General features: G+C 40.9%; 11 protein-coding genes and 1 tRNA gene. 8 read left to right on the top strand and 4 right to left on the bottom strand.

The genetic code is table 11. The annotated features are described in order from the left end of the window. Positions 1-447: 447 nt before the first annotated feature. Positions 448-663, top strand: a complete 216-nt coding sequence (locus tag PUQ00_RS00150; protein ID WP_300411878.1) for a hypothetical protein — start codon at positions 448-450, stop codon at positions 661-663. Between the two features lie 712 nt (positions 664-1375). Here PUQ00_RS00150 and PUQ00_RS00155 read toward each other — a convergent pair. Further along, entirely contained in the window at positions 1376-2995 is a 1620-nt protein-coding gene (locus tag PUQ00_RS00155) for an iron uptake porin (RefSeq protein ID WP_300411881.1), read from the bottom strand. 321 nt (positions 2996-3316) lie between these two features. Between PUQ00_RS00155 and PUQ00_RS00160 the strand changes: the two genes are divergently transcribed. The 4 genes from PUQ00_RS00160 to PUQ00_RS00175 all read left to right on the top strand — a co-directional run bounded on the left by PUQ00_RS00160 (position 3317) and on the right by PUQ00_RS00175 (position 6208). Further along, entirely contained in the window at positions 3317-4324 is a 1008-nt protein-coding gene (locus tag PUQ00_RS00160) for a metal ABC transporter substrate-binding protein (protein ID WP_300412153.1), read from the top strand. 78 nt (positions 4325-4402) lie between these two features. Beyond that, positions 4403-5179 carry a metal ABC transporter ATP-binding protein gene (locus PUQ00_RS00165; protein ID WP_300411884.1) on the top strand — a complete coding sequence of 259 codons (777 nt, stop codon included), beginning with the start codon at positions 4403-4405 and terminating at the stop codon, positions 5177-5179. 12 nt (positions 5180-5191) lie between these two features. Beyond that, the gene (locus PUQ00_RS00170; protein ID WP_300411887.1) at positions 5192-6061 is read left to right on the top strand and encodes a metal ABC transporter permease; all 870 of its coding nucleotides are present in this window, start codon (positions 5192-5194) and stop codon (positions 6059-6061) included. A gap of 74 nt (positions 6062-6135) precedes the next feature. Beyond that, positions 6136-6208 (top strand) — tRNA-Phe (locus PUQ00_RS00175). 901 nt (positions 6209-7109) lie between these two features. Here the strand turns inward: PUQ00_RS00175 and PUQ00_RS00180 are convergent. Continuing rightward, on the bottom strand, positions 7110-7298 hold the full coding sequence (locus PUQ00_RS00180) for a hypothetical protein (RefSeq protein ID WP_300411890.1): 189 nt from the start codon (positions 7296-7298) through the stop codon (positions 7110-7112). 270 nt (positions 7299-7568) lie between these two features. Between PUQ00_RS00180 and PUQ00_RS00185 the strand changes: the two genes are divergently transcribed. The 3 genes from PUQ00_RS00185 (at position 7569) to PUQ00_RS00195 (ending at position 10716) form a co-directional block, all read left to right on the top strand. Then, positions 7569-7946, top strand: coding sequence for a hypothetical protein (locus tag PUQ00_RS00185; protein ID WP_300411893.1), 378 nt, complete (start codon positions 7569-7571; stop codon positions 7944-7946). Positions 7947-8520: 574 nt separating this feature from the next. Next, positions 8521-9828 (top strand): glutamate-5-semialdehyde dehydrogenase, encoded by a 1308-nt coding sequence (locus PUQ00_RS00190; RefSeq protein WP_300411896.1) that lies wholly within the window; start codon positions 8521-8523, stop codon positions 9826-9828. 561 nt (positions 9829-10389) lie between these two features. Then, on the top strand, positions 10390-10716 hold the full coding sequence (locus PUQ00_RS00195; protein WP_300411898.1) for an STAS domain-containing protein: 327 nt from the start codon (positions 10390-10392) through the stop codon (positions 10714-10716). Here PUQ00_RS00195 and PUQ00_RS00200 read toward each other — a convergent pair whose 3' ends face one another. Then, positions 10717-11853 carry a SpoIIE family protein phosphatase gene (locus PUQ00_RS00200; protein ID WP_300411900.1) on the bottom strand — a complete coding sequence of 379 codons (1137 nt, stop codon included), beginning with the start codon at positions 11851-11853 and terminating at the stop codon, positions 10717-10719. Positions 11854-12001: 148 nt separating this feature from the next. Then, positions 12002-12769, bottom strand: a complete 768-nt coding sequence (locus PUQ00_RS00205; protein ID WP_300411903.1) for a DUF1350 family protein — start codon at positions 12767-12769, stop codon at positions 12002-12004. Positions 12770-12875 lie beyond the last annotated feature (106 nt).

Here is a 12875-nt window from a genome sequence, read left to right on the forward strand (position 1 = left end):
GGGCTGTTTAATTCCATTTCAAACAGGATTTGTCAAGATGGTTAGCGAGAAAATTGTAAGTAAAAGTGACCCTGAGATGAACATTTAAGCACTTAAATATCAGTAAGATAGTTCATTTTATCGGCACGCTGGTAACAAAATAACTAATTTTTAATTGCTATAACCCTTGATTTTTAAAGCTTTTTAGGGAACGAAACAGCCCTGCTCTAGGGATAAGGGGTAATGGGCAATCGGGGATGAGGGAGATGAGGGAGAAATAACCAATGCCCAATGTCCAATGCCCAATCCCTAAGAGCTTGTGCCAAAATTAAATCAAACTTAAGAGTAAAAGCGAAGTAGAGTTTGTACCTATCCGCTTGAGGCAAAACTATGCAAGCAATTCGTCAAGGTGATGTAATCTTACTACCTGTGTAGCAAATTGAAGGATAAAAAATACCTCACTTAACTTTGGCAGAAGGCGAAGTTACGGGGCATAAGCATCGCATTACTGAGGGGAACGCAGAATTATACGAAAAAGATAGCACACTCTATTTGCGTGTGTTTTCCGAGTCGGCATTGCTTGCCCATGAGGAGCATAAAGCTATTTCTATTCCCCAAGGTGATTGGATAGTGAAAATTCAGCGGGAATACGAGCCTCAAGGTTGGCGATATGTCGTTGATTGAAAATTTAACGCTTGAGCAAGAGGCTTTGATTCCAGTTTATCGCCAGAAGTGGAGAGCGATCGCGCTTTCAACTGAGCGGATTGATAAAGAGAAAGCGACAGACTAGCTAATGTCCCTGAACCTACTACAACATTGGGCTTGCTACCGTTCGGTGTTATGAATGCTGGTTCATTTGTGAAACTGAAATCAAAGTTAGTTTAAAATCATCTATTTACACTGTTTTAAAAACTAACAATGTCGTTCTCCTTTTAAAATCAATACGCTTGGGTTAAGGCTAAAACTCTTTGTCAAAGTCAATTTTTTCACGAACCGCAAAGGACGCAAAGGAGAGGCAGCGCGTTGCGGTGAATCCAGCGCTGTAGGCGGGTTTCCCGCCGTAGGCGACTGGTGAACCCGAAGGGGGGTTCCCACGCCACTCCCCCCAACGGAGGGAACCTCCGCAAGGGGGTGGCTAAGAGTTGTAGCGACTGCCGTCGCAAAGGAAGAGAAGGAAGAGAAGGAAGAGAAGGAAGAGAAGGAAGAGAAGCAAGAAATGCTTAACTGAACTGTATTGGGTTTAAAATCATCTATTTACACCGTCTGAAAAACTAACAATGTCATTCTCGTTTTAAAATAAAAACCCAGCATTTTCGCTGGGTTTTTATTTTGGAATCATCTAAAAAAGCGAAAGACACAAAGAATTAATTTGCGTCTTCAAGCAAGATTTTAAAAATTAGAAAGTGAATGTGGTTCTGACTGTACCAATGACGATATCATCGTTGTCATTGTTATGATCTGGCGCTGTTAGCCAGATAACTCCTGGGGTGATGCTGATATTGTCACTCAGCTTATATTGATAGAAACCTTCAATGTGATATGAAGTGTCTGGATCTTTGTTGATACCTGCATTGCTGAGGGAACTGCTCACACTGGTAACTTTAGGTTCCATACCGACAACAATGCCTGCAATGTTACCTTTTTTACCAAGATCCGGGAAAGCCAGTGTGACGGCATAGTTCCAGATTTCAGCATCACCAACTGAAAGGACGCGAGCTTTGGTCAAACCAGCCCAACCACCAATCACAAATTTTGAGCTAGGTTGAAAGGATGCTTCTATACCGTAGGAGTTAGTAGAAGCATTCTGCAATATGTTGTCATTAGCGTTATTGCTACCACCACTACCATTGGCAAAAAAAGTATTTTTGTAGGCGTTAATGTAGGTCAAACCAAGGGTAATTTGGTTGCTAGGCTTAACAGTTAACTGCGCCATTGCACCATAAGCACCGTTGAACAGTCCAGACCCTGGCTGAGGGCTAGCAGCATCATTCGCTAAATACCCCAAGCTTAGTTCAAGGTTATCACTGAACTCGTGTTTTATTCCTATACCAGTACCATTGACTAGATAATAAATTGGATTGCGAGTCCCAAAATGGGAAAGGGCACCAGTACCACCGTCCCCATCTAGGTACGGGTTGACTGTGTTAGTGAAATCATCAATTGCACCTGCATTTGCTTCCAGGGTGACACCTGTTTTCTTACCAAGAGGGAACTGATACAACAGCGCGTCTATGACAACTTGATTATTGTTGTTACCACCAGCAAATCGGAAGTCACCTTCTGGTGTAAAGGTAGCAGTCTGAGAGAAGGGGTCTAGGTTTGTTGCTTGAAGTCGTGTTCTGAGTAAATCTTCACCTGTGAAACTGGTGTCTAGGTTGAGACGCACCCGGTTTGCAAGGACAGCATTTTGATTGACTTTTTGACCATTAACTGTATCTCCACTTACGACACTGGCGATCGCTATTACCACTTCCCCATTCAGTTTGGTTGTGGTTGAGAACCGATTTGCCTCCAATTCAGCAGTGTGTGTTTCTACTGAGTCCACACGACCTCGGAGTGTCGTAAGTTCGGCTGAAAAGTCTTCTCGCAGCTTTTGTAATGTGGCTAAATCTTGTTTGTTAACTAAATCGCCAGTGGCTGTAGCAATTAGTTCGTTAACGCGATCAAGACAAGCATTCAAACCAGCAGCAAACTCATATCGCGTTAATGCCCGATTACCACGATAAGTGCTATTTGGGTATCCTGCAATACAGCCATAGCGCTCAACTAAGGATTGCAATGCTTGGAATGCCCAGTCGGTGGGTTGTACGTCGGAAAATTGAGACACAGAGGTAACTTGCCCTGTTATCTGAACTGGCGCTACGTTCTCAGCTTTTTTGTCTGGATTAGCTAAAACTTGCGGTTGATTGATTTCAGACGTGCTGGATGTTTCACCTGCAAATGCAGCAGTATTCACAAATAGCATTACACCGCAGACTACTGGAGTAAATAGCAGATATTTACAGAATTTTTCCATTTTTCTCCTCACACTAATTTCCAATTCACACCCAAACCACGTTAAAAAAAAACGTGGGGTTTCTAAGAATATTTCTCAGTAATCTTATCAGAAGTTAGAAAACTTTTTAAGAAAAAAAATCAATAAATCCTAATTATTCAGGGAAAACTAAATTGCAGATAGCTGTACCGTCTGAAAAAGTTTTGTTGTTACTCATTACACAAGAAACCCAGAATGATATTATGTATCTTGAATGAGAATGAGAATTATTATAGTATTAAATGCTAGGAATTGTGACAGAGGCAGAGCAAGCATCCGTTTTCAGGAGAAAACACCGTGATTGTGAATTGTAGAGGACTTAGAACAAGTAGGCAAAGAAGCGACATCCTGCCCATAATTGCTCTGCTAATGTTGTCAATGGCTACTGGCTGTAGTCAATCGAATCCGAATCAGGGAAGAACTTCCCAACAGTCGCCGCAAGCACAGGAAGCTGCATCTACCCCACGGGCGCAGTCGGGAAAAACTAAAGTAGTGACGACATTTTTGCCGATATATTTGTTTACTAAGGCAGTAGCTGGAAATATCGCAGATGTTGAAATTCTAGTGCCACCTGGTACGGAGGTACATGAATATCAAGCGACACCAGAAAATGTCAAAGCGATCGCGACTACAAATGTGTTAGTAAAAAATGGGTTAGGTTTGGAGGTATTTCTAGAAAATACTGTCAAAAATGCCCAAAATTCCAAATTAACTGAAATTGATGCTAGTAAAGGTATTAAACCCTTAAATGAAATTTCACCTGTTGTGAAAACGACGCAACAGGAGAAAGACCACGAACATACCCAAGGTAATCCGCACGTTTGGTTAGATCCAGTTTTGGCTAAACAGCAGGTAACTAATATTCGGGATGGATTAATTGCTGCTGACCCAGTGAACAAAGCTACTTATGAAGCGAATGCTGCGGCTTATATTAAAGAATTAGAAAGTTTAAACAGCGAATTTCAGCAGACTTTGCAGAAAACTCCTAGTTGTACTTTTATTACTTTTCATGATGCGTTTCCATATTTAGCTAAACGTTATAATCTCAAGCAAGTTGCTGTGGTACAAATTCCCGAAGATCAACTTTCACCAACAGATGTGCAAAATGCAGTCAATGCAGTGAAAAAGTACAAAGTTAAAGCCTTATTTAGTGAACCAGGAGTAGATAATAAACTGTTGGTCAGCCTCTCCAAAGACTTGAAGTTAACTTTGCGTCCTCTGGATTCTCTGGAAACTGGCGAAACAGATCCGCAGCATTATTTTCAGGCGATGAAATCTAACTTACAAACTCTGCAAACGGCGTGTAAATAAATTTGTCATTTGTCACTTGTCCTTTGCAAATGATCAATGACTAATGACTAATGACCAATGACCAATGACCAATGACTAATGACTAATGACATGGCTATTTTGAAAGTAGAAGGATTAACTGTCTATCAAGGCAGCTATCTAGCTGTTCGAGATGTTTCCTTTGAATTGTTGCCAGGAACAGATACAGCCATCGTCGGCCCCAATGGCGCTGGTAAAAGTACTTTGGTAAAAGGGGTTTTAGATTTGATACCTCGAAGTGCTGGTACGATTGAAATATTGGGTCGTCCAATTGCAAGGCTGGGGCGTTTACGTCACCTGTTGGGCTATATGCCGCAAAACTTCATCTTTGACCGCAGCTTTCCGATTTCTGTCAAGGAATTAGTGGGGCTAGGATGGACTAATGAAGAGAAAAGAAAGAATTCATTTTTCTCTAAGCTGTGGAAACAAGACCGGGAAAAATCGACGGCAGTAACAGAAGCTTTACGACGAACTGATGCTTATCATTTACAGCATCAAGCGATTGGTACTCTTAGCGGTGGTCAACTGAAGCGGGTTTTATTGGCTTATTGTTTAGTAATGCCTCGGAAACTCTTGGTACTAGATGAAGCCTTTGCTGGTGTTGATGTGCAAGGTACAGCAGATTTCTATGCTTTGCTAAATGAGTTAAAGCGGCAAGAGGGTTGGACGATATTACAAGTTTCTCATGATATTGATATGGTAAATCGCCATTGCGATCGCGTGCTTTGCCTGAATCAAAGCATTGTTTGTACTGGGAAGCCGGAAATTGCCCTTTCACCGCAAAACCTGTTAGCAACCTATGGCCCAGGTTTCAGTCGCTACCAGCACCAACATTAATGCCGCACCCGTATGAATTTCTTCAATGATTGTCAAATAGCTTGGCTTGCGATCGCCAATAGTAATGACTTGGTAAGCTTGTTACAATTCCCCTTTATGCAGCGTGCGATCGCAGGTGCTGTATTAATGGGAATACTTGGCGGTATGTTGGGCAGTTTTGTCACCTTGCGCCAGTTATCCTTTTTCAGCCATGCGGTTGGTCATGCAGCATTAGTAGGTGTGGCGTTAGGTGTGCTGCTACAAATAAATCCTACTTGGATGCTGTTACCCTTTACCTTGGTTTTTGGGGTTATTGTCCTCTACTTTATCGACAAAACCGACTTAGCTAGCGATAGCGTACTTAGCATAGTGTTATCTGGAGCATTAGCGATCGGTGTAATTCTCACGAGCCTAATTAAAGGATATCGTGGCAACTTGATGGCGGTGCTGTTCGGCGATATTCTAGCGATCGATACCACAGATTTGATTTTGACGCTGCTAGTACTTGTGGGAGGTAGCATATTCTTACTATCAACCCTGCGGCAGCAAATTTTATTGACCCTTAACCCCGATGTAGCGCAAGTTCAAGGTATTTCCGTTCAATTATACCGCTATGTGTTTGTAGTCTTGCTTTCACTCGCCGTTGCTGTAGCAATTAAGGCTGTCGGCGTTTTACTGGTGAACGCCTTTTTGGTTATTCCCGCCTCCACCGCCAAACTGATGAGTCACCACTTTAGCCGCTTTCTAGTCATGTCGGTGATAGTTGGTTCCATCAGCAGCATTGCTGGCATCATTGTGTCAGGTATTTTCAACTTTGCTTCTGGCCCGAGTATTGTTCTTGTCCAGTTTCTGCTATTTGTAGCCGTTTTCATCTGGTTCAAGTTGAGGTTGAAGGTCGCATAAATACTTTTCTCCCAGGTCTTGCTATATTCTTTGATGTTTGCTATGTTTATTAATCGTGGCTCACAAAAGCCCCAGCCGGGATAGCTCAGTTGGTAGAGCAGAGGACTGAAAATCCTCGTGTCACCGGTTCAAGTCCGGTTCCTGGCATACTTTACAGCTAAAAACATCACTTGCATCCTCCATCCATTCGCAGTAAACTTGCATCCAACCTAGAAGTAGCGATGGTACTAATAGCGGCAATAGTGCCTGTCAGCCGTACAGTTGATAGCACAAATAAAAATAGGTAAGGAGGCTGTGTTTCGTTGTTTTCTTCAGTATACCACGTAGAATGTAATACATTATTTATCGACAGTAGTACTGAAATTTTATAAAATCCTGCTAGTGTAGAATGCTTTACCATACTCTTCGGAATGCTATGGAAAGCCATAGAAGTCCGGTAAAGTCTATGCTGTTGGCATGATGGAGCGGCGTAAAGGTGATTTGATCGCTATATGACAAATCAAATATGTGAATCATCGCCTAGTGTAGTGGATGGAAGTTCACTGCGATCGCAATCGTGAGGGTACAAGCACGTAATCTACTCATCCTGTGGTGGTGAGGGTAGGGTGTAGAAATCATATGTCATTTCGTATGACGCTTGGAGTGACATATTTGCGATCGCTAGAGGAATACTAAAACAGATTAATATTTACGCCTAGCATATCATTGCTAGGTTTTTTTATGGGCAGGGTATAAAGCGCTAGTAAAAACCAGTAGCCAGGGTAATCTAGGGTCGAAAATATCACGCCAGCAGAGAAAGATATTCTGACAGGTTAACCTGTTAGAAAAACTTTCTCTGTTGCCTTGACCCTCTGGCAAGTGCTTTGGTGAGTCGCATCGCTCCATAAGATCCACAAGCTCTTGTCTACTAAGCTGTCGCGCATTTAATTTGCACAACTAGGGCGGGCAAGATGCCCACCCCACAAGAAATTCATTTTTTTGAGGATGCAAATTAAAAGATTTTTAGCTTAACACCACTCCTGCTTCAGTCACGGAGTAAACCCGGTAATTACTTCCCTTGCTTCTCATCCAGTGCTTTCTGAATGGCATCCCTACAAAACTCAGGAGGGTTGTCTTGTGCTTTGACTTGCTCCTCTATTTCCTTGGTGACGCGGAAAGCAAGTTTGCCATCCAAAGGCTTATCTCTATCAGATTTGATTGGTTTAAAATTTTCTGGATTACCTTTAGGATTAGGCATTATTGAGAAACGTAAATATAACTTGAATGTTCCGTTAACAAAAGAATAGAGTTTTAAATCGGTGGTGACACGCGTCTTGCAAACAGTTCACCACCGATACCACTTTTACAAATAGACTTATCCACAAATAAACCTCAAAATAGCTGAAACCCTTACATAGCTGGCTTTTTAGCTTATATAAAACAGGAACCTCTAAAACCCTCTCCAGAGCTAGGTTTCAGCCAAATAAAGTTCTCATTTCCGGATAAGTCTAATGGGTAATTCTATTTTATGTTCACAAGGTCAGAACTCGAAATCAAAACCATTGCTGAGTTGAGAGACTTATGTCGGCGTTACGGCATCAAGCCAACGGGGAACGCAGGATACAACGTCAGCTACATTACCTCCTTAATGGCGTTCACTGCGATCGCAATCCATCAAATGAATGAAGGTAGAGGGCTAAGACAATTAAGCTTCGAGGCTTACCAGAATATCGGGCAAGCGCTTGACCAGATGAACTCACCCACGGATGAGCAAGCAGCACTGATCAAAATCACAATGGAAGGTCGCAAGATGCAGTCACCTGCCAGATGGGAACAAGAGAAGCTCATCAACCTGTACAAGGCAAAGCAGAAGTTGGAAGAGGTAATGTCCTTACTTGGCGACTAGTGGTTATTTCCTACTTACAGCAATACCCCAGGAACGTATTTATACTCTCTTGGGGTATTGTTTTTTACGAGAGAAGCTTTGCTTCCTAATTCCCGTCAAACTAGAGAGATTTAGATACCCATACTGAATAAATCGAGCGATCGTCACTGCAATTTCGTAAAAAATTTAAATGAAAGTAGTATAAATTATTTACTTAAGTAAAAGACTAGAGAAACATAAATTACTATGTCTGTCTAGTCTAGGGAACGCATAAATCATATTTAAAATTTTCAAATAATCTGCGTGATAATACTTAGAATGTTTTTGGCAGGGTAAAATTAATAGCTCTAATGTGCCTGTGTTTGATAATCACAGAATAAATGTTTTGAACCAAATCTTGCTTCACCCGATCAGACTAATTATTGATTACCCAGATGGTTCACCCGATTGGAGGAAGACAATAACCAATAGGCATAAGTTTGAAAATTAATGAATTGTGCCTACCAAGGATTTCGGGCAACGCATAATTAATTTCAACAGATGTCTAATGATCAACTCAGGTTGATAAGATGATGAAAAAGTAAAGATTTGTGCTATGACTATTGTTGACATTGCTTCTCCCCTAATTACGATCGCAGGGCAAACCCGCCAAGCTGCAAGTAAGCTAGCGATTCTCTCCACTGAGGCAAAAAATCAAGCACTTGTTGCGATCGCTCAAGCTTTAGAATCAGCTAAAGATGAAATTTTACAAGCAAATATTGCTGATTGTAAAGCTGCGACTGCGGTCGGAATTCCCAAACCACTTTATAAGCGCTTGGAGTTGGATGAACATAAATTAAGAGATGCGATCGCTGGAGTAGAAGATGTTGGTAAGCTAGCTGATCCAGTGGGTAAAGTACAAATTCACCGCGAACTAGACACTGGTTTGACTCTCAAGCGGATCACTTGTCCTTTAGGTGTTTTGGGGATTATTTTTGAAGCACGTCCAGAGGCGGCGATTCAAATTGTTTCCTTAGCAATCAAATCGGGCAATGGTGTGATCCTCAAAGGTGGAAAGGAAGCGGTGCGTTCTTGTGAAGCGATAGTTAAGGCAATTAAACAGGGATTATCTCATACTGCTGTTAACCCTGATGCGGTACAGTTGCTAACAACTAGAGCAGAAACTCTGGAACTTTTGAAATTAGATAAATATGTAGATTTAATTATTCCTAGAGGTTCTAATTCCTTTGTTAAGTTTGTGCAGGAAAATACGCGCATTCCGGTACTAGGTCACGCCGATGGTATTTGTCATCTTTATATAGATAAAGCGGCTGATATTTCTCAAGCAGTTGCGATTACTGTCGATGCCAAAGCGCAATATCCTGCTGTTTGTAATGCAATTGAAACTTTGTTAGTTCACTCCTCTATTGCTACAGAATTTTTACCAAAAGTTGCCGATGCTTTGCAAGAACGCCATGTGGAATTAAGAGGTGATAAAAGTACCTTAAGAATTTTGCCTAACATTGCAACTGCAACAGAAATAGACTGGGAAACTGAATACAGCGATTTAATTTTGTCGATTAAGATTGTAGATTCTATAGAAGATGCGATCGCCCATATTAACGAATATGGTTCTCGTCATACTGATGCGATTATTACTGAAGATTCAGCATCTGTTGAAACTTTCTTTGGACTTGTCAATTCAGCTAATATATTCCATAATTGTTCTACCCGATTTGCTGATGGTTTCCGTTATGGTTTCGGTGCAGAAGTAGGGGTTAGTACACAACAAATGCCTCCCCGCGGCCCCGTTGGTTTAGAAGGATTAGTGACATACAAATATCAAATGATAGGCGATGGTCATATTGTAGCTACTTACACCGGAGCTAATGCTAAATCCTTTACTCATCGAGATTTAGGGTAAAACATCCTCCAAATTATGGACTTTAGTAATGCTATAGAGCAGAATTCAGAATTCAGAATTCAGAATCCAGAAGTAAAGAAAGGTTTATACCTCGCTTTCGGACTTACCTTGTGTACTTCACCTTCCTTGAAATCTGTTATGAATACACCAATTTATCAAAACACAATAAAGGGTGTCAGCCGTCACAATTCATGCTGAATTATGACCGCAAAAGTGGATGGATAAACGGCGTTTTTGCAGCCCTACTAAATCTACGATTTGGTGGTTTTCTATCAATGGTGGTCACTGACCTTTTGCCTGACATGAGCTTGCGTTGTCACACTTGCCGTACCCCTACGGAGAAGCAAGCTACGGGCAGCGTATCGTAGACAAGGGTAGAAGTGCGGGTCTGAATCCTTCACTGATAGCACAGCATTAGCTCATCCGGGAGCGTCTTGATTCTGACTCCTGAATTCTAACTTCTGAATACTTCTTCAACTGGTAAGCATTTTTTAAATGATCTATTATTGGGATATACTAACGACAACAGAATATCATTTACACAAATCAAAGTGAGGTATTATGAGAGAACAAGTAAAAGTTATTAAGCTCATCGGTAATTTAAATGCCACAACTTCACAAGACTTCCGACAAAATATTACTGATATTTTAGTAACTGGTGCGAAAATTGTATTAGTTGATTTTCAAGATGTAACGTTTATGGATAGCTCAGGTTTGGGAGCTTTAGTATTAGCTTTTAAAACCTTGCGAGCCGCAGATACTAAGCTCGTTCTCTGCTCAATTAATGAGCAAGTCAGGATATTATTTGAACTGACTAATATGGATAAAGTATTTGAAATCTTCCCCAACCAAGACGCATTTAATCAGGTTTTAGTTTCAAATACTTAGTTAATTAAAGTTAATTTGCAAAATAGATAAATCATCATCAAAAGCATCTTTGGAGTTCAGAGCGATTAAATAACTCAATACGCGCTCAAGTTGGCAATCAACAGGATGTTGTAAGCTAACCAGTAGCTGAATAAAAGCATCCAAGCTCCAAAGTGTGCCATCTGATTTAGTGAGTTCATAAGCGCCATCACTAAAAATATAAAGGGTACTAAATTTTTCAATATTGCAAAACTCATCAACATATTTTGCCTCTGGAAACATCCCAACTGGCATACCGGGGGTTTTCAAGAGTTTAACTTCAGACTTCCTTGGAGATGTGCCGGTTACTAAAACTGCTGGCGGATGACCTGCACTAGCATAAATTAACTGGCGGTTGATTCGGTTGTAAACTCCGTACCAAATCGTAAAGTATTTGTCATTTTGATAATTCATCTGAAAGGTATCATTCAAAGCCTTTAATACATCACTAGGTTGATAATAATCCAGACTTTTCAGCGCCCGGGAACGCAGCAGATTCAGTACTGAAATAGAGGGAAGAGTAGCTTTGAGTCCATGTCCGGCAGTATCCATTAAGTAAATTGCCAGATAATCAGCATCTAGCCAGTAGTAATCGAAACAATCACCGCCAAGTTGCCGTGAGGGAATGAATCGGAAATTTATATTAAAGGGTTCAGTCATGGAAAGAGGCAGCAGCGATCGCACATATTCTGCGGCTTCTGACATTTCTGATTCTAAAAGCAACTTTTGAGCCTGTAAATCTCTACTCAACTGATGTAGGCGTAATCCCGCTCTTACCCGTGCCTGTAATTCATTCTGATCGATAGGTTTGGAAATAAAATCATCAGCACCAGCATCTAAACCTTTGACGCAATCGGCAACAGAATCTAAGGATGTTAATAAAATAAAGAATGTGGTAAAAAATTTGGGGTCTTTTTTAATGCGATGGCAAACTTCCAGTCCAGTCAAGCCCGGCATGATCCAATCACAAATAATTAGTGCTGGATTGTAAGCCAATGCCTTTTCAATTCCTTCCTCGCCGCTACTAGCAGTAACTACCTCATAACCCTGTTTTTCTAACATCCTTTTCAGGAGTGTTTTTATTGAATAGTCGTCATCAATTATTAGTATTTGAAACATGGAAGATTGGATAAAAAACTGATTAATAGTTGGCTGAAAAAAAATAAAAATATGATATCGACTAATTAGTTAGTAGTATATTGAGATATAATACTAACTAATTTCTCTTTTTACATCGAATTTATGACTGTTTAACAGTCATAAAACATCATGGCGCTGCTAGAGGATTTAGCCACAAGAGGATATTACTTTTTAGCTGGTTCAAGTCGCGGTATGCTTCTTGCTTGAACCATTGCCCTAATGCATCAAAGGGAGTGAAAGATGTTCCAGTTTGCCATTTAATATCTTGACCCAGAGGTGTTGTATGACTTCCTGGTAACGTTTGTATTGTCACCATCTGATCAAAACGTTCTTGTAAGATTTTGGTTAAAGCTGCCGATTGATCAATTGTGTCATTGCTAAATTTTATTAATAAATTCCGCCGGATATTGTAACGATCTTGGATAAGCTTGTTAGTTTCCAACGGTGAGGGTGTAAACTCGATTTTCAAACTAGAATTGAACTGTTCTACTAGGGGGATAGCTTCTTTTGCGGCGTAGTTGTTGAAGGATATTAAAATATTGCCTGCGCGTTCTACTTTAAAGAGGCTACCAATGATCAAGTGAAGTTTACAACCCATACTGTGTCCAACGCCATAGATGGGAAAGTAAAGCTTGCGTAATGCCCCAGAGTCATGTAAGCGTTCGAGAGTGCGGTCAAAGTTTAGCAGCACGGATTGTGCGATCGCAGTATGATCCAATGTATTCACGAAAGGCGTAGCAATTACAACATAACCTTTACTTGCGAGTTCTTCCAGTAACCAGCGATAAGTGATGTGCGGTGCAGTGGCGACAAATGCACCTCCTAAAAAATGGATGATACCTATGGGATTTCGGGGAATGATTACCCAGTTGCCTCTGACTTCTTTCCAGTCCATGCGGATGAGCGATCGCTTTAAGAATATTCTTTATGTTAGACCGGAGATCGCAACCGTGGGAAGGATTATGCAAAAAGCCATTGAGAATATCTAGTGAGTAGGTTAC

Source organism: Nostoc sp. S13, from assembly GCF_029379315.1.
Classification (GTDB): Bacteria; Cyanobacteriota; Cyanobacteriia; order Cyanobacteriales; family Nostocaceae; genus Nostoc.